A 24,901-nucleotide genomic window follows, 5' to 3' on the forward strand; every position below is an offset into this window, starting at 1 on the left:
TTTAAGTTAAATTGTTAGATTAATGTTATTAATTAGTATAATTCTAAACAAAATTTTCATTTTTGGGATTTGATAATGAGATTCATGATGACTTCTATATAGGTTTGCAGTAGCATTTTCCGGTAATATAAAATCAACTATTAGAAAGCTTTTCTATTTACCCAAAGAATAGATTCCTTATCTTAGACCATGAAGAATAGTACTTAAATACGTTTATGCCTGCTCCCATTTCTACTGCTTCCATTTTTAAAAGTCTAAAAATTATACATATGGCCTTGGTCATAGGTCTAGTTGTTTTCGGAATATTTGTTTATCAAGATAAAGGTGAATTTATTGCGGAATTTGACCAAAGTAATCCGTTCACATTCATTGTACCTATAGTAGCAATTATTGGATACTTTGCCAGTCTGTATGTTTTTAGGTTAAGAACTTCAAAAATTGAAAGGAGTCAGAACCTTAAAGAAAAACTTACTGCTTATCAAAGTGCTTCTATTACAAAATATGCCTGCATAGAGGCTCCGGCGCTTTTTGGCTTTATAAGTTATTTTCTATCCGGCGGCGCCTTATTTTTGGTCATAGCCCTTTGTATGACCGCTTATTTGATGGTCCAAAGACCTACCATACCAAAACTAAAGGAACAAATTCCATTAACTCCAGAAGAAATTAGAGAACTAGAAAACTAAAATACCCCTGCATATGAAAAAATTAATAGGAACACTAACCCTTGCTTTCCTTTTATCAGGCTTTACTACCACTATGTTAGCACAAGACTGGCCTAATCTAAAACAGTTTCAAAAGGATAATGATACATATAGCGCCCCCAGCATAGATGAGAATCGTGTAGTTTTCATGGGAAACTCCATTACTATAGGGTGGTTGAACAATAGACCTGAATTTTTTGAGGGGAAACCTTATATAAACAGAGGTATTAGCGGGCAAACCACTCCCCAAATGCTTATTCGCTTTCGTCAAGATGTGATTGATTTACAGCCAAAAGTGGTGGTGATTTTGGCGGGTACCAATGATATTGCGGGAAATACGGGGCCTTCCACCTTAGAAATGATCATGGACAATATCAAATCCATGGCAGAAATTGCCCATGCTAATAGTATAAAGGTCGTATTGGCCTCTACTCTTCCCGCCTATAAATACCCTTGGAAGCCTGAAGTAGAACCTGCAGAAAAGATTGTTGAACTCAATAAAATGATAAAATCCTATGCGGATGATAAAGGCCATGTTTATCTGGACTATTTTTCCGCAATGGCAGATGAACGCAACGGGCTACCTAAAAAATATGCCAATGACGAGGTACACCCTACCGTAGAAGGTTATAAAGTAATGGAACCTCTGGTTGAAAAAGCTATTGAAAAAGCATTAGCTAAATAGCATGAAGCATCTATTACTAATTCTTGTTCTTGGATTACAAACCTTTGGTTTTGCCCAGAAAATCAAAAAATCTCAACCATTACGGGTAGGAGTGGTAGGTTTGGTTCATGGTCATGTTCATTGGATCCTGAACAACGAAAAGAAAAGTAATATAGAAATTGTAGGCATTGTAGAACCGAACGAGGAACTAGCAAAAAGACTTACCAAACAATATGGCCTTTCAATGGATATTGTTTTTGATTCCATTGAAGAAATGGTCAAAGAAACGCAACCCGAAGCGGTCAATGCCTTCAACAGTACTTTTGACCATCTAGAGACCGTAAGATTTTGCGCTCCAAGAGGAATACATGTCATGGTTGAAAAACCCTTAGCGGTTAGTTGGGAACATGCCAAAGAAATGATTGCATTGGCCAAGAAACACAATATCCACCTTCTTACCAATTATGAAACCACATGGTACGGCAGCAATCAAAAAGCTTATGATCTAATACACAATGACAATGCTATTGGCACCATGCGAAAATTAACTTTTCACACGGGTCATTTTGGACCCAAGGAAATAGGTTGTGATAAAGAGTTTTTAGAATGGCTTACAGACCCCAAACTTAATGGCGGTGGTGCGTTGATGGATTTTGGATGTTACGGCGCCAATATTACAACGTGGTTAATGAAGGGCGAAGCTCCCATTGCGGTAACCGCCACCGTACAGCAAATGAAACCTGAAATATATCCTAAAGTAGAGGATGATGCTACCATAATCTTAACCTACCCAGGTACAGAGGTGGTTATACAAGCCTCTTGGAACTGGCCTCACCACGTTAAGGATATGGAAGTATTTGGTGCTAATGGTTACATTAAATGTCTTAATAGTAGTGACATGATGATTATGACCAATGAAAAAGTAGGATCCTCACCTGCCATGGCTTCTCCCAGGGAACCCGGATTTAATGACCCTTTTGCACTATTTAAAAAAGTGGTGCACGAAGGCTACGAAATTGAGAAATATGGATTGTCCTCGCTTGAAAATGCAGAAATGGTTTCAAAAATTCTAAACGCTGCAAAAAAATCTTCTGAACAGGGTAAAACCATATCTTGGGAAGAATTATATCCTTAAATTATTGGAGAAAGTTCAATAAAAGAATATTTATTACAAACTTCGCCTATCTTTGAAGGGAATGCAGGAAAAAACCATCTCACAAAATTCATCAAAAAAAGACCTTTCTTCACAGGCTGAATATGACGCCATTATTATAGGTTCTGGAGCTGGTGGACTGGCCTGTGCCATTTGTCTTGCCAGGGAAGGTAAGAAAGTTCTGGTTTTAGAACAGCATGATGTTCCAGGTGGTTGGTGCCACAGTTTTTATTTAAATGGTCACCGTTTTACACCTGGAGTACATTACATTGGTAGATTAGCTGAAGGCCAGACCACCAATGACCTTTACCGAGGATTGGAAATGGCCAATGACCTAGTCTTTTTTAGGATGAACCCTAATGGATATGAACATGTGAAAATTGGGGATGATCGTTTTGATTATCCGGACAGCCTAGATTCCCTTATTGATCGGCTTTCAAAGAAATTTCCAAAGGAAAAAAAGAACATTGCCAAATATCTCAAGCTTACGAGAACTGTAAGCCGGGAGTTATACTCCATCCCCTATTTTAAGGGTTTTTGGCAGAAGTTGATCATGCCGTACAAAACCAAGTATTTTGGAAAGTATGCCTTATTTAGCTTAAGCCGGGTTGTAGGTTGGCATGTGAAAGACCCCTTATTAAGAAAAATATTGAACATTCAGTGTGGTGATCACGGTACTGCACCCCAGAAAGTACCTTTTCTACTTCATAGCGCGGTTATGTACCACTATATTCATGGAGCCTACTACCCTATGGGCGGTGGTGGCGCGCTTATAAAATCTATGACGAAGGTTATAAAGAACCACGGCGGAGAGATTCGTACGAGCACCGCGGTATCTCAAATACTATTACAGGGTGAAAAGCAAAAAAAAGCTATTGGTGTTCAATTGGAAAATGGCGAACAGCTCTTCGCACAACATATCATTTCCAATGCCGATGTAGGTATAACTTATAACCAGTTAGTAGGAACGGAAAACTTAAGCAAACGACTTCAGATAAAATTGCAGAATACTACCTATTCCTGCACTTCTATCATGCTTTTTCTAACGGTTGATATGGATTTGAGGAAGCATGGGGTAGATTCTGGAAATATTTGGCAAATGCCGGACCGAGGCCCCAATGATTTCTACGACGAAATTCATGCGGAGGACATCACCAAAGGTGAATCCTTTGACGGTTTGTTCATAAGCTGTACCACCTTAAAGGATCCTACTGGCTATGATGGAAAACATCATACTCTAGAGGTGGTTACCTTTGTGGACTATAAAACCTTTGAAAAGTTTGAAACGAACGGGAAAGAACGCTCTCAGGCCTATTTGGACCTAAAGGAAAGGTTGATGGAAAAAATGGTCAATGGTGTCAATAAGGCTATTCCCGGTATCAAAGACCACATTGTACACAAGGAATTAGGAACCCCTCTAACCAATAAATACTATATCAATACCACTAAAGGTAATGTTTATGGTACAGAGAAGCGGATGAAACACATTGGTCCGTTTGCCTATAGGGCAAAGAGCGAGATTGAGAATTTATTCTTGTGTGGCTCCAGTATATTATCCCACGGAGTGGCGGGTGCCGCACATTCCGGAGTAGACACGGCCGCTAGGATTTTAGGCTGTACAGCGGACGAGTTAAAAAAACCTAGACCGGATCAAAAAATTAGGATTTACGAAGCAGAAGACGATTCCAACTATCCAGAATGGCTCAAAAAGAAAATTGCGGCTAAAAAGTTAAGAGCACAAAAAGCTGCAAAAACATCGGTTTAAGAAGAAAATGGTACGGGTCTTTCTGGTTTCCCTTTTATTTTTTGACGGCGTTCACTAAAGCTTCAGCAATTTCAGGGTAAATCCAAGTGAGATTTCTTCGGTCAAAAATGGCAAATTCATCCTTGTTTCCATTATCCCACCAAATTGGACAGATTCCTCTATCTGCACATCCCTTGGCATAAAATTTAGCATGGGCCAACCGGTCTTCGGGGTTGTCATTAAAAGTAGAGCCCCATTCTCCCATCACCACTGCTCTGTTGTTCGTAATCAACATATTTTCAATCTTCTCAAACTCAGCGGTCAAGTCCTGTTGGTCTTGAGAGGTTCCCCATTTGGGATCACTGCCTTCCAAGGCAAATTGATACGGAAAGTAACTATGAACGGAAACCAAGACATTCTTATCATTATTTGGAATCAAATATTGGTCCAAAGCCCGGTTGTCTGTACTAGCGGCATAAGTTGAAACCATAATTTTACGAGTTTCATTTTTAGATCCAGTAGCCCTTATGGCTTCTAAACCTACTTTATGGAATTGATTGACCATATCTCTACCTTCGTCAGTACCTCCTGTCCATTCTTCCGGTGTTTCTTTGTGCCTAGGTTCATTTAATGTTTCAAAAATTAGATGGTGGTCATAATCTTTAAACCGTTCTGCGATTTGGCTCCAAACCTTTGAAACCTGATTTTTGGTAGCTTCCGCATTTTCGTAGACCGGAACTATCCACTCTTCGTCATGATGTATGTTGATAATAACAAACATTTGATTCTCGAGCCCAAAATTGACAATGTTTTCCACTTTATCGAGCCACACCGGTTCTATTTCAAAATTTGGACCTTCGCCCATATGAAATTGCCACGTTACGGGCACCCGCAACGTTTTAAACCCCATATCCGCTATTTCATCTATCATGGCCTTAGTAGTGATAGGGTTGCCCCATGCAGTCTCATCTGAACTTTTGGTATCCATAGCATTTCCTAAATTCCAACCAGCACCCATAGCAACCACAAATTCTTGATTTGTCATTTCTTCGAGGGAAATCTCCTTCATATCTGTTTCTTCTTCATTTTCAGGAGTTTCATTTTGTTCTTTGCTAACTACAGGGTCTTCTTTCATCTCCTTGTTAGACAATGGCTTGTCATTTGAACAGGCCGTAACCAAACTTAGGTTCAGGCAAAAGAAGAATAGTGAAATAGAATATGTCTTTTTCATTTTAAACTATTTGGATTATAAATAGAAACGTAAAAAGTAACCTCTGAATCAACGGATAACTTAACTCAAAAAATCTATTGTGCTTTTGTTGGTAGGTACAAAAGCCTGAACTTATCAGAGGTTACTAGCAACTAACATAAAGTAAACATTATAATTTTTCCAATTTTACAAATTGAACCATTATGGCATTCGTCTGATTACCAATATCCAATAAAATTCGAGCGCCATTGGTAGTATCGAGGCCCATCACAAACTCTTTTTCATAGGTCTGATATTCCGTATCACCGGCCAGCCACACACCGCCGCCGCCGTCATATGCCTGCCAGCCATCTCTTCCCGTTCCATCTCCCACGGACATGGAGAACCAGAAATCGCCATTACCAGGATAGGCCTTCACGTGAACGGTCAATTTATACTTGGCATCTTTTTCTAAAAGAAGCGATGGTTTAAAAAGCTGTACATCCCATGGGTTGGTACCTACCACAATATCTTTAGCTACCAAAATTCCATCTTCAATCAGCACATTGGCTGCCCCACCGCCATTCTGGTTGACTTGCCAACCATCGACATCGGCCGAAAAGTCAGATTCATAAATAATCTCTGAGCCTAAGGAGATGACAACGGTGTCCGCAAGGTCTGGATATGAAACTACAATTTCACTGGTACCATCGGTATAAATAGCTTCTTGGGCCGGTGAAGAGTTGATTCCATATATATCAAAATCATCATTTGCAATCAGTAAGTCTTCCTGTCCGTTTACTTCCAAGCGCAATATGAGTCCTTTTAAATCGATAGCTTCCCCGTCTTTGTATAAGGTTTTTTCTGGTTTCATTTCCATAGTCATACCAACAACATCCAAAGCATTGACGGTGATGGGTACTACTATAGAAGTTCCGTTTGAATGCATAATTTCAACCTCGGAATCGGATAATTTTAGTTTGGATTCGTGGGCAGGAGTCGCCGTTAGTCCAAAATCTTCAAAATTCTCAAAAGGAATATCTATTTCTTGACCATCCTCCATGGTAAAATGTATGCTCGTACCTTCCAACTCTAGAAGTTCACCGACCTTATATTCCCCCTTGGTGGGCATTGAAACAATGGTACCTGTAGCGGGGGAAAAGGGAACTACCTGAATATTTTGGGCCACTTTTACATTGGTAGCAATGTATGTTATGTCTATTTCCGAATTGCTAATTTCTAGAATATCACCGTTTACCGGACTTGTTTCTATATCGGCATCAAAATCGGAATAGGCCACATCGGTAGTGGCCCCATCTTCACGGATTAAGGTAACAACCAAATCGTTCAGATCTAGCATTTGACCGTTGATATAATTTTCTGTTGCTTTCGTCTTTACCTCTATCGCTACCACATTATTGGTAACACTTATGGCTTGAATAATACCTTGGCCAGAGTCGCCAACTTTTATGGTTACTTGCTCATGTGAAAAATCAAGCACCGTACCATTAGCCGGTTCAACAGAAATGTTTTCTGAAGAAAAGGATGAAAAAGGCACGTCTACAGAGCTACCCTCTTTATCGATAGTTAAAACAATTTCTGAAAGGTCTAGCTCATCACCAAGCACATATTTTACTTTCGGCAAGGTTTTCATGTGTACAGTGGATGATATTCTCTCAGTAGAAGAATCATCATCGCTTTCGCAAGACGACACCAGTAGGCCGGTCATTAAAAGCATATAAGCGATAACACCTAATTTTCTATATTTTATATGGTTGACCATCGCGTACATTATTTTAGTTCAATTTCAAATTCTTCAAAAACAGCCGTCCTATCCCTAATGACCAAAGTATCCTTGACCGAGTGGGTTTCTGAATTATCAGCATCTGTATAGGTGTAGTCTAGATATAGAACATCTCTAGGCTTCCCGCCCCACTCATCACCTTCTTCAACAAATTCCCCCGTTCCACTAATGTCATAGGGGTCATCTTTATAACTTGAAACAGAACATGTATTATCATTAAAAGTAAGTTCCATGGTCACATTGCCTGGACTCGAGTTCTCTCCTCTTCCTATTATATTTTGTAAATACACCTTATTAAATCCACTAGTAGCAACAAACACCACTTCATCATCAACTGTATATTGGGCATTGTATTCCCTACCCAATGTAGATGGGTCTGTCATTATCATATCTGTACCTCTTCTTAGATAATTTCCATGAAAACGGTTCATAAACTTAATTCCAAATAGGGTGTAGTCTTTGGGTAGTATATCCCAATGTGCCTCATTTACTGGGTCCGGATCGCTAATGGTTTCAAAACTGCGGCCTACCAAAACACTATCAATATTTTCTACTTGGGTAATTCGTAAAGGAATCACGTAATTGGTAGTATTCTCTTCACCAAATGACAAGGTATCGTTAAAAAAATCCTCATACAATTGTACTTGAATTCTAGCCTTGGTTTCTCCAGAAACAATACTCACCGGACTCAAAGTTTCAAGTGTATAATAATCCGGAGGAAGGGCTTTTACATTATCTACATTAGCAAGCAGACCGTTATCTACTTCAAAATGTACCTTACGCTCTTCTTCATTGGAATAAACCCCGGTCATAAGAGCCGTTATTTCAAATCGATAATCATTGTCGTTTTCATTAATTCCCTGATCATAATTACCTAAAATTAAGGTCCTGGCCGGCGTCTGGTATGGAAAATATACCGATTGAGTTTCAAAATCATTAAAATCCTGTTCCGCATTACTACACGAAATCAAGAAGAAAACCATCAATACCGGAATGAAATTATTAATCTTCATATATTCAGAAAAAGTTACTTAATATCTTACTTTAATCGTTACTTACCAGCCTTGGTTCTGTTCAATAGCACCAAACCTAACTACCTCATTCTGTGGTATAGGTCCATAGTTGGCGTTGGAGCCATATAACCGGGGTTCTACCGAAAATTTGGAATAGGTACTCCCATTAAATTGCAACCCATCCACATCCACGGTTTGGTCAAAAATCCCCCATCTTCTCAGGTCATAAAGACGATGCCCTTCAAAACAAAGCTCCAATCTACGTTCATTTCTAATCAATTCTCTCATGGCCTCCTGTGAAGTAACCGAGCTTAAATAAGCATCAGAATTATTAAGGCCAATACCCGCCCGTTGCCTAATGGCAGCAATAATATTTCTTGCAGAAAGACCTTCAATAGCTTGGTCAGGGCCACCCAATTCATTGGTTACTTCTGCCATCATTAAGAACAGGTCTGTATATCTGACGTAGACGCTAATTTTTTCAGAACCCGTAATGGTACCGTCTGCACTAATGATGACGTTTTGATCAAGTAATTTTTTGAGGTAATGACCTGATCTCGTAGACCTTTGTGCTACTTGATCTATACCATCTATACCACCATCGTTTCCGGTGTTTACTACCCTACCATTTAAATCGTTGCCATTGTAAAGAATATACCTGCTCAATCTAGGATCCCTATTTTCAAAAGGGTTATTGGGATTATAATCTGGATGGGAAATACTAAATGGTTGCCCATCAAGCATTGGAAATGCTTCTACCAGGTTTTGAGAAGGATTCAACCTACCCTCACCATTTAAGGAGGGAGGAAATTGTTGACTTTCTACCCATGTCTGAAACGTTGAGGCATTACCGCGCCATAGAACTTCTGGAAAATTTCTAGTACCAATAGCAAACTGGTAAAAATTATAATGACCTTCAGGATCTAAACCTCCAATTCCCCCAATATCGTTTAATAATTCTGCTAAAATATTGGCAGCTTCTTCATAATAATTACCTTGACCATCCATAAAAGCCGGGCTTGCCGCTAACAAATAAAGTTTGGTCTTAAATGCTTTTACTGTTCTTCCGCTAATTCTATTGTCTTGGTCGGCCCCAAATACAAACTGATATTTCTCATCATTTACGGCATTGTAACGTGCGGGTTTTTTAGATAAGTCACCATCGTAATCCAACGGTAAATACTCCAAAGCCTCATCAAAATCGGCCGCAATTCTAGAAACTGTCTCTTCAAAGCCCAATCTTGAGGTATTAAAATCGGCATCGAACTCCAAAAATTCAGTTATATAGGGGATTCCCAATAATTGCCCGGACTGCCCTTTACCGCCATGTTCCTGTAGTATCCAGAAATGTCTTAAAGCCCTTAGCGCAACCGCTTCGCCATATAATCTTTGCTTAAAAAGTTCGTTGGTTTCCTCATCCCTTTTCCAGACAACTTCATCGATCAAAGAGATAAATTTATTGGCGTAAAGCACATGTTCATACTGCCACCACCTACTGGTAAATGCGTTTTGAGCATTCCACTCACCAATGGCCATTCTTCTATAACTGCTTAAAAAGTTGTTTACCGCATCATCCGTGGCAGCATCATTGAACGAGAGTTGGTTCACTAAATCTTCATAAGCGTTCAATAGTACTCCTTCAGCAAAAGCTGGGTCAAAATTCAGTCTTTCTTCTCCCAAAAGATTTTCATCGACCGGTTCCACCAGACTACATGAAACCGTTATAAAACTTACTATGGCAAAGAATATATATAAAATGTTGGTTTTCATTTCTTTCATAATTTTGAGCATTAAAACTTCATTCTAGCTCCGAACGAGAAATAGCGAAACATGGGGTTGCCTCCTAATTGTAACTGCCTTACCTTCCTGTTTTTTGAAAACTCTGTTAAGTTGGAGCCCGAGGCAAATAAGCTTATGTCATTCATTGCAAATTTTGAAACTAGTTGCTCTGGTAAATCAAATGTCAACTGCACCCTTTGGATTCTAAAATAGTCATTGTTATAGAGCCAGTATGTTGAGGTTTTTTCAAAATTGTTGGTGTTACCAATGGAGGATAATCTTGGAAAAGTGGCATCATTTGAATTGGATGCCGTCCAACGGCCTCTTACCACCTCAGAATATTTATCATCTCCCTGTGGCCTATAATAATCCCCATCCAAAACGGCATCTCCCCCTAATTGTGCCGTAAAAAGGGCAAATATGGTAAATGCTTTGTAAGACCAAGTGAGATCAGACCCAAAGCTCCAAGGGGCTCCATACCTGCCAATTTGAACAAAATCTTGATCATTGACCATATTATCGCCATTTTGATCTACATATTTAATATCACCAGGTCTAACAGTCCCATACTGGGTTGGCAAACCAACTCTTAAACTGCCATCTTCGTTAAAGTCATTAGAACTAAACAACCCTAAAGCCTCTAAGCCCCATATAGCATCAACAGGTTTTCCTTGTCGGTTTTGATAATCGTCTTGATAAATCTCATCTACTTTTGTTCTCTTAGATTGGGTATAAAGCGCCCTTACTCCTAAATTAAAAAAGCAATTATCTGACTCCGTTCTATAATTCATTCCAAATTCAAAACCCGAATATTGGTCTTTATTGAAATTACTATAAGGTCTAAATGAGTTATAATAATCTGGGTAAATCGTAGAGGGCCTAATAACCTGCTCCCCGTAGACGGATTGAAAAACATTACTTTCAACAAATAACTTTTTAAAAAGTAAGGTTTCAAAGCCAAGGGTGTAATCCGTTCTTTTTTCAAAGCCCAAGCCTAAATTTTGCCCTCTGAGAATTTTTGTAGATGCATTGTTGTAACCAGAGCCATTGGTATCTCCCCAGCTATACCCCCCTCCTTCTTGTTGATAAATTGCATTGTACAGAAAATAATCCTGAATGCTTAAGTCTGAATATACAATACCTGCGGAAGAGCGCAATTTAAAATAATCCAACCAACTATGGTTTTTTAATGTAGGTTCTTCACTTAGTACATAGGCAAGACCCAATGTAGGAGCAAATTTAGCTCTATTGTTTTCTGCCAACTTAACAGAATTTACATAGGCTCCGCTAAAATTGGCAAATATTTTATCCTTGTAATTGTAATCAAGACCGATTGCCACATGTGTGTTTTTATCTGATTGTTTCTCGTCCTTAACATAGGTATTGTTAGCAAAACCTATTAACGTTGCATTAATGTTATGATTTTCATTAAATTTCTTGTCGTAATTGAGGAGGCCATAAAATCCATATCTGATAGCAAAGAAATTTGTATTCACATTTTCCACCTGTCCCTTTAGGTCATTGTCTTTAACATTCACTAAATCAATAATTTTACCATCCTCGCTCCAAGTTGGTTGATAGACAGCAAATTGATTTGTAACACTTAGATTATAGATATTATAAAAATCGAAACTAACGTAGGATTTTGCGCTCAGGCCTTCGGTAATCGCGCTTAAATCAAAATCTATAGAATTATTTACCTGGCTAATTCTGCTCAGGTTGTTTTGGTAGCCACCAGCATAAATATCCGCGACAGGTACATTACCGCTAAAGGCCTGCGTGCCACCCAATAAAAACCCATCAAATTGGTTGGCGGCATCTACTATGCCCCTAAGCCCAGGGTTGGCATCAAAATCAATACTATTAATAGGTAAAAGCGGGGCGTACAAGTTGGGTCTAAACGTGGCACCGGCGGCATATAGGTTGTTTAAAGATGTTTTGTTCTTGTCAATTATAGCAACGACATCTAAACTACTATTAATCCAATCGTTTACCTTAAAGTCAATATTTCCCCTCACATTAAAGCGATTGTTTCCTTTATCATTATCAGGATTAACAGATTGAAAACTTCCATCTGACTTAAATCCTAGGTTAATGTAAAATTTGGTATTTTCAGTTCCGCCAGCAAAATCCGCAGTAACATTGGCATACGGAGTAATTGGGTTGAAATTACCGTCTTGATAAAAGTCTACATCAGGATATCTATAGGGATTGGTACCACTTTTATAATTATTAATTTGTTCTTCTGTGTAAATTTCAGCCAATCCGTCATTTATTCTTGCTTCGTTGAACAATTGCATGTATTCTGCAGAACCAAGATACTCCGGCATACTTACCGGGGTACGCACACCGGTGCTAGCGCTAACATTGAACTGTTTTTTAGTAGAACCTCTTTTAGTGGTTACCACTATTACTCCATCGCGCGCCATAGACCCGTATAAAGCGGCAACGTTGGCATCTTTAAGGATAGTTATTTCCTCTATTTCCTCCATATTTAGGAGGTCTATACTTCTTCCCGGAATACCATCTACAACTATGAGGGCATTGCCCACACCTCTAATATTGGAACTTCCTCGTAATCCGGTCATACGTCCAGAAAGCGCGTCTTGTACCCATTGGGTTGTATCAAACTTTAAAAAATCTTTAGGCTCTACAGTTGCCGATGATCCTACAATGTCCTTTTTTTCCTTTGTTTGAAAACCCAAATGTATTTCCTCTTGTAAATCAGACTCCAAGGGAGCCAAATTATCTTGTAAAATAACGGTTTGAGTAGAATCAACCGCTTGTGAATAACCGATTGTTGCAATACCTGGAATAATACACAGGAAGCACAAGAGTTGAAATACTAAGTTGAATTGTTTCATAAATTGTTGATTGGCTAGTACTCTATTCATTTTGTTACCATCCTGGGTTTTGAGGGAATCCTTCATATAATTCCGTATCATTTTTAGGAAAGGGCAACCAATAGTGCTTTTCCTCAAAAACTTTGGTTCTCAAAACCCGTTCTACAAAATTGATGGCCTTACCTTCTGAGTTACGATCAAAAACCAATTCGGTTTTAAGCTTATACTTCTCCTGAGTTCCAAGTTTCCATCTTCTAATATCCATCCATCTATGTGACTCATAAGAAAGCTCCACCGCCCGTTCCCTTCTAATTTCATCCATAAAAGCATCCGTGCCGGTCAAATATTGAGGCTGTACATTTAGACTACCGTCCGGAACTGCACGCTCCCTGATCCTATTTATGGCGTCTAGGGCAGAAAGATCAAAACCATCTGGTTTCCCATTTATCCCGTAAGCGACCAAAGCGGCCTCTGCGTACATCAAATAAACATCAGTAAGTCTTACATGAAGTCTCCAAGCAAAAACCCCTTGATTATCAAAATTGTTGAAACCAATTGGAAACCACTTTTTGGCTACATAGCCAGTTCTAGATCCATTACCCTTGTTAGGGTATCTATGTTCTCCCGAGGAATGGAATTGGGCATATCTATGCACTTCATTCTCACCAGTGGCCGCACCTAGATTCTGCACCATTTGGTCACCGTCCAACACCAACCATTTATAAAGTCTAGGATCCCTATTGTCCCATGGGTTTGCGGGATCGTACGACGGACTGTCCTCGCAAGACAGGCCATCGTTCATACCAAAATTGTGCTGAATGTAATTATGCGTGGGAAAGGAAGCCAAATTGTTCTGACCAATGGCACCTAACTGCCAATTGGTAGGTAAAAAGGATTGAAACCAGCCAACACTGCCAGATTGACTAAAAATATGTTCCGAAGTGTTCGGATACCTGCCTTGAGTGGAATAAAAAACAGTTTCGTACTCATCCCAAGGAACAAGACTGTATTGAGGCATTTTTATTACTTCCGCAAAGGTGTCCGCTGCACGTTTAGCCAATTCCTGGTCGTAATCATAGGTACCTGCACTGTTTTGCATCAACGGACTGGCTGCATAGAGTAGGTTCTTAGCTTTTAGGGAAAGGGCAGCCCCTTTGGTTATTCTAAACATGTTCTGACCTTGTGATTTTTGTCCGGGGGTCCATGCAGGATCATCCCAATCTTCAGGTAACAAGTCTGCCGCTCTTTGAAAATCCTCGTCAATTTTAAGCGCCGTTTCGGACCATTCCAAAGGTCTTGGCAACTGCCAGTCATTTTCCAAGACTTGATCTATATACGGAATACTTCCCCAAAATTTCATAATTTCGTGATGAAAGAAAGCCCTAAAAAAATAGGCTTGACCTAATACTGCATCCTTTTCTATCTGGGTTGCATCAGTCATTAAACTATCGGCATCGGCAATAACAATGTTCGATTTTCTGATGCCTGCCCAGCTACTTGGCCAAAGCTTGGCACGGTCAAAAGGCAAGTCTGCATTGGTGTTGGTAGGCCCATCGAACATACTGCCCGTGCCATTCCTCTGCCATTCCCAATAACGACCTTCATCAATAGCATAGTCAAATTGCCATGTGTCTATTCCTACGGCATCTTCGGCATAGCAATGGAAGTGCTGCCAATGGGCGGCAGTACTATAATCCACAATCATAGCGTACATTTCTTCGACAAACCCTTGAGCACTGTCAAAGTTCTTGAAAACATCTTCTTCTGTGAGTTCTGTTTCTATGGACCTGTCCAAATAATCTTCGCAAGAAGCTATGATAGCTATTAAACAAAGTCCTCCAAGTAAGTTGTATAAATTCTTCATCATGAACTTTATTAAAAATTGATGTTCAACCCTAAATTGAATCTTTTAAATGTTGGATAATCTCCCCTAAACTCTGAACCTGCACCTGTATTATCCTGCCTATCATCTGGTAGATCAGACCAAAATGCCAAATCGTTACCGCTTATAAACAGTCTGTAACTACTGCTATTCTTTGTTTTGAACGTATAGGCAAGCTCCACATTCTTAAGTCTTACAAATGAAGCGTCATGCCAGCTTCTATACGGGTCCGTAGCGCCTCCTGTACCTAACCAAGCAGGCAAAATTTCTTCGCCATCAGGATTGTCAACGCTCCAATAATCCGATTGAAATTCAAAAAACAAAGGTGTTTCTATCATAAATGATCTATCCGCAAAATATTTCGTGGCATTACTTACCCCGTAGAATTGAATCATGAAGGAAAAGTTCTTATAGCCGGAACCTAACGTAAGGTTATAGGTATTTTGAGGTCTTGTGGTGTACCCAAAAGGCACTGCATCATTGGCGTTTATAACCCCATCCCCGTTATAATCAATTTCATCATAATAACCAGGTCTACGAGTTTCTTGGGCGTTGTCTTGTGGGGTAGCGCCATACACATCATCCCATGATGTTAGAATATCTCCACGAATATTAACCCTGGGTTGTCCTATGGCAAAGCCTTCCTCCTTTTGATAATCCGGTTTTAAAAGAGGATCCTCCTTAAAAAGGATTTCATCCTTTGCCTTGGTATAGGCAAAATTCCCCCAAACGTCCCAGTTTTGGGTCAATTGCTTTTTATAATCCAAGGAAACTTCCAAGCCCTCTACAGTTGTCTCACCAATGTTGACATCTGCGGGACGGAAACCATAAAAACTTGGTACGCTTCTATCGTTTGCGGGTACTATAATGTCATGTCTGTCTTCTTTAAAAAGATCAAGCTCCATAGAAAGGCTATTTTTGAGTACGGTCAACTCAAAACCTATGTTTGCTTTTTCTGAGGTCTCCCATTGTAAGCTTGGGTTACCTATTATACTTTCACTTCTAAAAATGTATGGAGATCGTTGCCCATATGGTGCTACATTGTTCATAAATGCACTTCCTCCACTGGACCATTGCGAAAGATAGGCCCATCTTTCCCCTGCACTATCATCACCTACAACTCCGTAGGAACCTCTAATTTTTAATTTATCCAACCATTCAGCAGATTCCAAGAATGATTCATTACTTATCATCCAACCAAGAGCTACTGATGGAAAGAGCTCAAATTTATACCCAGGGCCGTATTTTTCAGAACCGTTATAAGCACCGTTCACATCCAAAAAATAACGGGTGTCATAATTGTAGGTCACCCTTGCAACCCAATCTTCACGATATCTAGGAAACATGCTCCCTATGGCATACTCTTCACGGTTCATTAAGGCCAAAACAGTGGTATTATGTTTTTCTGCAAAGGTTTTTCCGTAGTTAAGGGACAACTGATAGAATAACCTTCTACTCGTTTCCCAATCCTGTATGGCAAGGCCGTTACGCTCCCAAGGATTCAGTACAAAATCAAATTGGTTGGTACCCACCGGGGAGACCAATTGTTCAGAACCATCTTGATCATAAATTCTATAGACAACATTGTCCAAACCTCCCGGATTGTCTTCAACAACTCCTCCTTGCCCCCTAAAGTTATTATCATAAGATAAACGACCTGTAAAACTCAACCCATCAAGAATAAAATCCAATTTCTGATCAAGAACAAAATCACTGTTTACCTGTACCCTATGATTTTGCATAAATCCCTTTGCGGTTAGAATGACAGCGGGATTACTTAGTTCAAAATTCTCCGTGAGCGCCCTACCATAAACACCATCATCATAGAGTGGAGTATATAAACTGGGGGCTAAAGAATAAATGCTACTGTACAAGAGCTGCGGATCTGCCTGATTGGTATTCTGTAAACCATAGTATCCTGATAGATTTACTGAAAGTCTGGTAGTTGGGGTAATATCAAAATCTATATTACTTCTATAATTAAAGCGGTTATAATTGAAATTTGTCTTATAATCACGTCCGTTATCAAAACCTCCGGCATCGAAAATATCACCTACATGTTGATAGGATAAAGCACCAAAGTATTTTACGGATTTTGTACCGCCGGCCACGGAAAGATTCACTCTGTAATCCATGGCAAAGTCCTTTTGCATTGCATCTACCCAGTCAATATTGGGATACACATAACTTTCCTGCTCGTTGGCCGGATTTCTATATTTTTCAATTATATCAATTGGTGTGTAATTTCGCCACGCTTCTTCCCTTACCGGCACGGTCCTTTCAATAGCCTCGTTGGCAACAAGAAGACTGTTATAGGAATCAAACTTTTCAGGTATTTTGGATAGTGTTTTAACTGCAGAACTGGCAGTTAGTGATAGTTGAGCTTTTCCTTCCCTACCTCTTTTGGTTGTAATCAAAATAACTCCGTTAGCTCCTTTTACCCCAAATACCGCGGTGGCAGAAGCATCCTTAAGAACTGAAAGACTTTCTATATCACCTGGGTCAATATCGTTCATGGTACGTTCAATACCATCAACTAAGATTAAAGGTTGGCCTCCACCGTTCCAAGAACTTTGTCCCCTTATAAATATTTGGGGCGACTCATCTCCCGGTCTACCTGTAGAGGAAATAGTGGTTACCCCAGGAATACGCCCTGTTAAGGCTTGACCTACTGTGGAAACACCACCGGACTGCATTAAGGCATCACCGGATACTTGAGAAATTGAACCCACAACACTTTCCTTGGTTTGAGTTCCATAACCTACTACTACGACTTCATCCAGTTCCGAAGCCTCAGCGGTCATGACTATATCAATTTGTGTTCTAGAATTTACTTTAATCGTTTGCTTTGCATAACCAATGTAGCTTATTATTAACGTACCGTCTTCTGGTATATCTATGCTATAGTTTCCATCAAAATCTGACATTACCCCCCTAGTGGACCCCTGCACCAATATGCTTGCCCCAATAATAGGTTGATTGGTATCTGCCTCCGTTATAGTACCTGATACCGTAATCAAGTCTTGTTGTACTCCATTGGCCCACATCAATGCCGGAAGCATAAAGCACAAAAAGCTTAGTAATCTAATTTTAACTGTAAGCTCAATACATCGTTTGAGATGTACTGAAATAGGAAGCCTTATAATCATACTTCAGTAGTCTGGGTTGTTATTCTTTGTTGAGTTGTAACCCGAAGAAAACGGTAATTGTAAATTCATACATTAAACCTCTTCAGATATTGGAATTCTTAATTACCCATTCTAAACTTGCTATTAGATAGTTTACCAATTGGATGATCATTGATTTCCTGTGGTAAATGTTAAAAAAAAATCAAATAGACAAAAACCTGAATGATGCTCCTTCAATTTCATTTGATGCAAATTGAATGCATTTGATGCGTTTTGCAACATTTGAGAATAATTATGCAACATTAGCACAGAGGCAAAATGAAAAAAAATCAAAATAAAACACATTATTTACCAATTTAGTAAACGAAAGTCCATTAAAATAAGAATAATACATCCTAAAGAAAAAGTGAAGGTTTCCTACTTTAAATACAATGTCTGAGTTATTAATGGAGTAGAAATTACCTCTTGGAAGGCTATTGGCAGTTCTAAAGGATAAGCAACATTTTACGGTAGGCATCGCTTTTTTTAGATGGACCTTTACGAAGTGTTTTTTGCCTATAGCAAAGGGCATTATAAAATCCCGTATCCCTATAAGGACTTTTCCTCCTGGTTTGGTTAGGATGACTTTACTTGGGAAACCACCTCCTGTGGGGAGATGCCATAATAATCCTTAAACCTTAGCGTAAAATAGGAAGTTGAAGAAAAACCTACATGGTTGCAAATTACACCAAGGTCTGTGGCTCCTTTTTCCAATAGGTTTTTGGCATTCTGTAATCGTTGGTTTCTAATGAATTCGTTTGCTGTTTGGTTGGTAAGCCCCTTAATCTTTCGGTATAATTGACTTCTACTAAGGTTTACATGGTCTGCCAAAGACTCTACCCCTAAGTTTGGATTGCTAAGGTTTTCTTGAACATAAGAAATTACCTTTTCCAAAAATAATTTGTCAAGAGAGGTGATTGGCAAATCTTCCTTTATATCACCCATAGACCTCAAAAATTTATTATAGATGACCTCTCTACTTTGAATTAGCTGTGCTAGATGCTTGATAACTAGGTTCATGTCAAAAGGTTTATTTAAATAGACATCTGCACCTTTGTCTATACCGGTAATTTTATCTAACATGCCGGACTTAGCTGTTAGCATCATTATGGGTATGTGGCTAGTTCTAATATCTTTTCTTATTTTTTCGCAAAAATCAAATCCGCTCATTTCGGGCATTAAAACGTCCGTCATAATAACATCTGGTAATAACTCGTAGGCCAATTCAAACCCCTCATTGCCATTTTTAGCCAACACACATTTATACAAAGATTTAAACTCGCTTTTTAAATAATTACGTAATTCTGTATCATCCTCTACAATCAACAACGTTTTTGTTCTATGATTTTTAGGAGCAATTGAAATATCTGAACTTTCATTCGTGTTTTTTTCAATAGAAACACTTATGTCACTGAGATTATTTCCCTTTTGAATTTTACTAGCACCTTTAAGTTTTTTGTTCTCTAATGGTAAAACCACTTTAAAAGAAGAGCCCTTCCCCTTTGCACTTTGAACCGTAATCTTTCCGCCATGTAGAGTCACATAGCTATGTACCAATTGCAATCCTATACCGGTTCCTGAGAAAAAGCCGTTATTTATTGGTTGGGCTTGATAAAACCTATGGAACAATTTCTTGAGTTCTGTTTCATCCAGCCCAACTCCCGTATCATTTACGACCAGCTCTAAATTTTCATTTTCTTTCTGTAAATCCAGTAGTATGGTTCCGCCTTGAGGAGTAACCTTAAACGCATTGGATAACAAATTGAAAAGTATCTTTTCTAACATTCCTTTATCCGCCCATATCCAAATTTCTTCCTGCGGGGTATTTAGAACTAGATTGATATCGTTTGATTGCGACTCTTCTTCAAAATGGCTGATTAACTTTTTAACGAAGGGTATTACGGCGAACCGAGTTGCTCCTACCTTGACTTTATCCGACTCCAGTTTACTAAAATCCAATAATTCATTTATCAGCCTATACAAACGGTCAGCATTTTTGTAAATCGTAAAATGTTTCTGTTTTACTCTTTCAGGAAGATTTGGGTTGTTTGAAGAAATCAAATCCCTTATAGGATTTATAATAAGTGTCAATGGGGAGCTAAATTCATGGGCTACATTAGTAAAAAATTGTATACGTTCTTCATGTAACAATTCTTTTCGCTCCCTCTCCTGCCGTTCATTTTCTACTTGTTGTTTTTGCGATAATCTATTTTTCTCAAATTGTATCCATAAACTTAAAATTCCCAAAAATACAAGTCCGTAACAAATAATGGCCCAAGGGGTTTTCCACCAGGGTGGCAAAACTTTAATGTGAAGTGTTCTGGGTGTTTCGTTCCAAAAACCATCATTATTGGCGGCCTTTACCTTAAAAATATATTCACCCGTGTCCAAGTTTGTATAGGTAGCACTTCGTGAATTCTCTACATAATTATAGTCATCCTCATATCCTTCCAAATAATATGCATAACTATTCTCTTCCGGTCGTGTAAAGTTAATTCCTGAATATTCTATAGTGAATACAGACTGAGCACTTGTAAAAACAATACTATCTGTTTGCGATAACGATTTGTTTAACGGTGCATTCTCCTGACTTGGTTCTACATCTATGTTGAAAACCTTAAGGTTTTTTAAATAGACGTTTGGAGGGGATTTTAATCTCTTTATCTGATAAGGGTCAAAATGATCTATTCCTTCGGTTCCTCCGAAAAAGAGCTTTCCACTTTCCTCTTTAAAAACTGCATTTTTATTAAAATCCATGGAGAGAAGACCATCATTTTTAGAGAATTCCGAGAATTCCCCAGTAAGATGATTAAACATAATTAATCCAGAATTCCCTGCTAACCAAATATGTCCCTTATCATCTTCTAATATTCCATTTATATTGGGCATCTGCAAACCGTTATCGGAATCATACCACTGCACCTTATTAGTGTTAACATCCAATTTTACGGCTCCCAGCCCTCGGGTACCTAACCATAAATGGCCCTTCTTATCTTTTAAAATGCTTACTATATCAAATGAATAATAGGCATTGGGGTCACTCCCATCTCCTGCCAGAGCTAAATTAAGACTGGTACTTATATAACTATTAGGTCCTTGTTGTTCAAGTTTTAAGAGCTCGTTAGTAGTTCCTACCCAAATAGTATTGTTCTCTCCCGCAACTAATTTATTGATGTATTTACCCTCAAGCCCCCTAAATTGAAATGAATTCTTTGATAAATTACCGTTTGTAACAGTATTTAAATCACAACTATAGAGTCCTTGATTGAAGGTACTAATCCAAATCCTACCGTTAGAATCTTCTGTAAAACTCATGACCGCAGAAGCCCCTTTTCTATCCAATAGGATTGGAAACTGGTAGTTCACAAAACGTTTACTGCCGTTTTTTAGGAAGAAAATACCTTTGTCCCAGCTACCTACCCACATATTGTTTTGGCTATCTATAAACAGTGTTTGAATATAATCACTGCTCAGACCTTGGTATGAGGACTTTTTAAGGGAATTGATATGCGTGTATTCGCCTGTATTACGGTCAATTAGATCGATGCCCCCGCCTTCCATGGATACCCATAAATTTTGGTCACGGTCACTTACTATAGAAGTAACAGAGCTAGTTTGTAATGAGTTATTCTTATTATATACGCTCTTAATAGAATTAAACTTGTTAAAATACTTGTCATGAACCGCTACTCCTTTATTGTAATAACCCATCCATAATCTTTCATTGTTGTCCTTATATAAGGCCCAAATGGAATTGGACAGAATACTGTTTTCATTTGTTTTATCGAACAAATAATGGTGAATAATTTTACCCTTTTCATCTACATGGTAAAGACCATCGTTTTCTGTACCTATTAGAATGCCATTACGAGGGGCTTCGGACAACGAAAAAATATTATTCAATGTTATTTGATAATTAATAACGGAAGGTGGTTCCTCATCGCCACTTTCCTTAATTCTATAAATACCTTTATTTATAGACCCCAACCATAAGGTATTATTTTTATCAATGAGCATAGACTCCAACGGAGTGGTGATGGTTTTCGCATTTGAGCCATTTCTTAACATGGCCAAATCAAGTTCTTTGGCCTGTAGGTTAACCTCTAAAAGACCACTGCTACTGGCTGCATAAATAGTACCTTTTGAGTTCGCTTTAATTTCATTTATGGCCAGGAATACAAACGGGTCTGCATTTGCCAAAGTCAACTTTTCCAGTTTGTAATCCTCTAAATCAAATACAAAAATGCCTTGATAAGAGGTTCCTAGATACAAACGGCCCATACCATCACCATAAATACTATTAATGCCCACATTGCCCATATGCTGGCCATTTTTATCAATAAGCGGTACGTGATTAAACTCATCCTGGTCCCTATCATAAATGGCTATACCTAGATTGGTGCTCACCCAAAGGTTATTATCCTCATCTTCAAAAGAGCTATATACAAAACTACTGTTGCCCCTATGATCATTTTGAACCTTAGGCCTGTAGCTATTATAGTTGATACCGTCATATCTATATAATCCTGATCCATGAGTGCCGATCCAGATAAAACCTTCATGGTCTTGATTGATGAAATGAATTCCTGTTTTGGATATTCCATCCTTTATTCCATTAAAATGTAAAAGCTCTTCATTTACTTGAGATTGAACATTTAAGAGACAGATAAAACTGATTATAAAGGAAAGTTTCTTAATCATATACACCTATAGATATCCTGTGATTCAGATAATTATTACATACCAATAAATATCGAAGTGCTCTAAAATAGGGTAATTTGAGAAAGTATATTGTTAAAATTAAAATACCATTAGGCGATGGAACTATTTATCTTAGTCTATGTTACTGATTTTAAAAGAATTATATTTTTAAAGGCTAAGTCAGGCATTAAAACCTATATCAAACAGTTTTAAAAATACATTGGAAATAAAAAAAGAACTTGATAGAGCTATCAAGTTCTTTTTCAATAAAATATTTGTTGAAAATATTATCTTCCCATCCAACCTCCATCAACAAGCATAGTTTCACCGTGCATATAATTGGAAGCTTTGGAGCAAAGAAAAACAATGGGTCCCTTAAAATCTTCCGGTTGTCCCCACCTACCGGCCGGAATCCTGGCCAGGATAGAATCTGCCCTCTCCGGATTATTTCGCAAAGCTTCGGTATTATCTGTGCTAATATAGCCCGGGGCTATAGCGTTTACATTCACCCCTTTACCGGCCCACTCATTAGCGAAAGCCATAGTTATTTGGCCAATTGCTCCCTTACTTGCAGCATATCCTGGTACGGTAATACCTCCTTGAAAAGTTAAAAGAGAGGCCGTAAAAACAATCTTTCCAGAACCTCTTCTAACCATTTCCTTACCAATCTCACGAGTAAGTACAAACTGTGCCGTTTGATTTACTTCAATGACCTTATCCCAATATTCATCTGAATGCTCCACTGCAGGAGCCCTGAGTATGGTACCCGCGTTGTTTACAAGAATGTCAATTTTTGGAAAATCGTCCTTCACTTGTTCGATAAATGCATAAAGGGATTCCCTTTTACTAAAATCACAGGTATACGCTTTGAATTTTCTGCCAATTCCTTCTACCTCTTGCTCTACAATGCTTCCATGCTTTTCCAGGGTAGCGCTCACACCTATAATATCTGCACCTGCCTCGGCTAGGCCTATGGCCATGGCTTTACCAATACCTCGTTTGCAGCCTGTAACCAAGGCAATTTTCCCTTCTAGACTAAAATTGTTGAGTATGCTCATTGTTTTATTTATTGTTTACTTGTTGTTCTTTTATTGCTGACAATCCATAAGTATTTTCATACCGTCCGGTTGTTTGTCTATATCTTCAAAAACTTGTTGAATATCGCTTAACGGTCGTACCTCCGTGATCAATTTTTCAAATTTCAGCTTATTCTCAGTGACCAATTCTATGGCCTTTTCATAATCTTCTTTTTCGTATACACGAACACCAATGAGCTTTAATTCTTTCCAGAAAAACTGAAATAGGTCAACTTCCTTTTTTTGACCGTGAATGGCCACCATTACAATTCTACCTCTTATCCCGGCCACCTCTGTCATCATATCCAAGGTTGCTTGAACACCTGCCACTTCAAAAACTACATCTGCCTTCCTATTTTCGGTTATGGATTTTACATAGCCAACAAGATCCATTTTTAACGGGTTAATGGCCGTTAAGCCCAATTCCTCTGCTTTTGCAATTCTGGTATCGTTTACTTCTGAAACAACCACCTGTGCTCCAGTTTGCTTTGCTACTAGAGCTACCAACAGACCAATTGGTCCACCACCTAAAATTACAGCAGTTTCTCCTGCTTTTAAACCGCTTAACCTTACATCATGGACCGCCACGGAAAGCGGTTCTATTAAAGCGGCCAACCGCAAATTGGTCTCAGGCTTTAATTTATGAAGTGTGAACGCCGGTACGTTCCAAAATTGCTGCATGGAACCAGAACTATCAATTCCAATAAATTTAAGTTCTTCGCAGATATGGTTAAATCCCTTATCAGAAGGTTTTACCTTTCGGTCATCCAATGGTCTTACAACTACCTTATCCCCTATCTTAAAATCAGAAACTTTCTCACCTACTGCATCTATTGTTCCACTCATCTCATGGCCAATGGTTTCCGGAATGGCCACACGTTTATCCATCATTCCATGGTAAATATGAACATCCGTACCACAAACTCCCGTATAGGCAACTTTAATCCTTACTTCTTCTGCATGGGGCTCCATTAGTTCCCTTTCAATTATGGAAAAAGTTTTATTTCCCTTGTAAACAGCTGCCTTCATAGTTGCGTAATCGATTGTATTACAAATGTGGCATTAAAATTAGTAATAGCAAAGGTTATTTTTATTTTATAACAAATATTCATTCAAACCATTGAATTATAGTTAGGATTATAGCTTCTTAAGTATGTCTCAAAGTTTATAAAAAACATCAATACT

At 38.6% G+C, this 24,901-nt stretch carries 14 protein-coding genes; 4 read left to right on the top strand and 10 right to left on the bottom strand.

Annotated elements, in window-relative coordinates; all coding sequences use genetic code 11:
* Positions 1-215: 215 nt before the first annotated feature.
* The 4 genes from IL355_RS07955 (at position 216) to IL355_RS07970 (ending at position 4,283) form a co-directional block, all read left to right on the top strand.
* Entirely contained in the window at positions 216-683 is a 468-nt protein-coding gene (locus IL355_RS07955) for a hypothetical protein (RefSeq protein WP_192461644.1), read from the top strand.
* A gap of 13 nt (positions 684-696) precedes the next feature.
* The gene (locus IL355_RS07960; RefSeq protein WP_192461645.1) at positions 697-1,386 is read left to right on the top strand and encodes an SGNH/GDSL hydrolase family protein; all 690 of its coding nucleotides are present in this window, start codon (positions 697-699) and stop codon (positions 1,384-1,386) included.
* A 1-nt stretch (position 1,387) separates the two neighbouring features.
* Positions 1,388-2,500 (top strand): Gfo/Idh/MocA family protein, encoded by a 1,113-nt coding sequence (locus tag IL355_RS07965; RefSeq protein WP_192461646.1) that lies wholly within the window; start codon positions 1,388-1,390, stop codon positions 2,498-2,500.
* A 61-nt stretch (positions 2,501-2,561) separates the two neighbouring features.
* A complete protein-coding gene (locus tag IL355_RS07970; RefSeq protein WP_192461647.1) occupies positions 2,562-4,283 on the top strand; it encodes a phytoene desaturase family protein in 1,722 nt (573 codons plus the stop codon).
* A gap of 34 nt (positions 4,284-4,317) precedes the next feature.
* Here IL355_RS07970 and IL355_RS07975 read toward each other — a convergent pair whose 3' ends face one another.
* From IL355_RS07975 to IL355_RS08020, 10 genes are all read right to left on the bottom strand, one after another.
* Positions 4,318-5,493, bottom strand: coding sequence for a glycoside hydrolase family 5 protein (locus IL355_RS07975; protein ID WP_192461648.1), 1,176 nt, complete (start codon positions 5,491-5,493; stop codon positions 4,318-4,320).
* 148 nt (positions 5,494-5,641) lie between these two features.
* A complete protein-coding gene (locus IL355_RS07980) occupies positions 5,642-7,234 on the bottom strand; it encodes a carbohydrate binding domain-containing protein (RefSeq protein WP_192461649.1) in 1,593 nt (530 codons plus the stop codon).
* A gap of 8 nt (positions 7,235-7,242) precedes the next feature.
* Positions 7,243-8,268: a DUF5627 domain-containing protein gene (locus IL355_RS07985; protein ID WP_192461650.1), complete on the bottom strand. Its 1,026-nt coding sequence runs from the start codon at positions 8,266-8,268 to the stop codon at positions 7,243-7,245.
* Positions 8,269-8,310: 42 nt separating this feature from the next.
* A complete protein-coding gene (locus IL355_RS07990) occupies positions 8,311-10,038 on the bottom strand; it encodes a RagB/SusD family nutrient uptake outer membrane protein (protein WP_192461651.1) in 1,728 nt (575 codons plus the stop codon).
* 20 nt (positions 10,039-10,058) lie between these two features.
* Entirely contained in the window at positions 10,059-12,911 is a 2,853-nt protein-coding gene (locus IL355_RS07995) for a SusC/RagA family TonB-linked outer membrane protein (protein ID WP_192461652.1), read from the bottom strand.
* Between the two features lie 34 nt (positions 12,912-12,945).
* On the bottom strand, positions 12,946-14,757 hold the full coding sequence (locus IL355_RS08000) for a RagB/SusD family nutrient uptake outer membrane protein (protein ID WP_192461653.1): 1,812 nt from the start codon (positions 14,755-14,757) through the stop codon (positions 12,946-12,948).
* 8 nt (positions 14,758-14,765) lie between these two features.
* Positions 14,766-17,834 (bottom strand): SusC/RagA family TonB-linked outer membrane protein, encoded by a 3,069-nt coding sequence (locus tag IL355_RS08005; RefSeq protein WP_192461654.1) that lies wholly within the window; start codon positions 17,832-17,834, stop codon positions 14,766-14,768.
* Positions 17,835-18,515: 681 nt separating this feature from the next.
* Complete coding sequence (locus IL355_RS08010; protein WP_192461655.1) at positions 18,516-22,640, bottom strand: hybrid sensor histidine kinase/response regulator transcription factor; 4,125 nt, start codon at positions 22,638-22,640, stop codon at positions 18,516-18,518.
* Positions 22,641-22,927: 287 nt separating this feature from the next.
* Positions 22,928-23,692, bottom strand: coding sequence for an SDR family NAD(P)-dependent oxidoreductase (locus tag IL355_RS08015; protein ID WP_192462109.1), 765 nt, complete (start codon positions 23,690-23,692; stop codon positions 22,928-22,930).
* Between the two features lie 36 nt (positions 23,693-23,728).
* The gene (locus IL355_RS08020) at positions 23,729-24,745 is read right to left on the bottom strand and encodes a zinc-dependent alcohol dehydrogenase (protein WP_192461656.1); all 1,017 of its coding nucleotides are present in this window, start codon (positions 24,743-24,745) and stop codon (positions 23,729-23,731) included.
* Positions 24,746-24,901: the final 156 nt, after the last annotated feature.

Origin of the sequence: Euzebyella saccharophila, from assembly GCF_014855495.1 — a bacterium.
GTDB lineage: Bacteria > Bacteroidota > Bacteroidia > Flavobacteriales > Flavobacteriaceae > Euzebyella > Euzebyella saccharophila.

Coding starts and splice junctions, on each gene's coding strand:
- IL355_RS07955 (WP_192461644.1), top strand. CDS start 216: ATGCCTGCTCCCATTTCTACTGCTTCCATTTTTAAAAGTCTAAAAATT.
- IL355_RS07965 (WP_192461646.1), top strand. CDS start 1,388: ATGAAGCATCTATTACTAATTCTTGTTCTTGGATTACAAACCTTTGGT.
- IL355_RS07975 (WP_192461648.1), bottom strand. CDS start 5,493: ATGAAAAAGACATATTCTATTTCACTATTCTTCTTTTGCCTGAACCTA.
- IL355_RS07960 (WP_192461645.1), top strand. CDS start 697: ATGAAAAAATTAATAGGAACACTAACCCTTGCTTTCCTTTTATCAGGC.
- IL355_RS08020 (WP_192461656.1), bottom strand. CDS start 24,745: ATGAAGGCAGCTGTTTACAAGGGAAATAAAACTTTTTCCATAATTGAA.
- IL355_RS07970 (WP_192461647.1), top strand. CDS start 2,562: ATGCAGGAAAAAACCATCTCACAAAATTCATCAAAAAAAGACCTTTCT.
- IL355_RS07990 (WP_192461651.1), bottom strand. CDS start 10,038: ATGAAAACCAACATTTTATATATATTCTTTGCCATAGTAAGTTTTATA.
- IL355_RS07985 (WP_192461650.1), bottom strand. CDS start 8,268: ATGAAGATTAATAATTTCATTCCGGTATTGATGGTTTTCTTCTTGATT.
- IL355_RS08010 (WP_192461655.1), bottom strand. CDS start 22,640: ATGATTAAGAAACTTTCCTTTATAATCAGTTTTATCTGTCTCTTAAAT.
- IL355_RS08005 (WP_192461654.1), bottom strand. CDS start 17,834: ATGCTTCCGGCATTGATGTGGGCCAATGGAGTACAACAAGACTTGATT.
- IL355_RS08000 (WP_192461653.1), bottom strand. CDS start 14,757: ATGATGAAGAATTTATACAACTTACTTGGAGGACTTTGTTTAATAGCT.
- IL355_RS07995 (WP_192461652.1), bottom strand. CDS start 12,911: ATGAAACAATTCAACTTAGTATTTCAACTCTTGTGCTTCCTGTGTATT.
- IL355_RS07980 (WP_192461649.1), bottom strand. CDS start 7,234: ATGGTCAACCATATAAAATATAGAAAATTAGGTGTTATCGCTTATATG.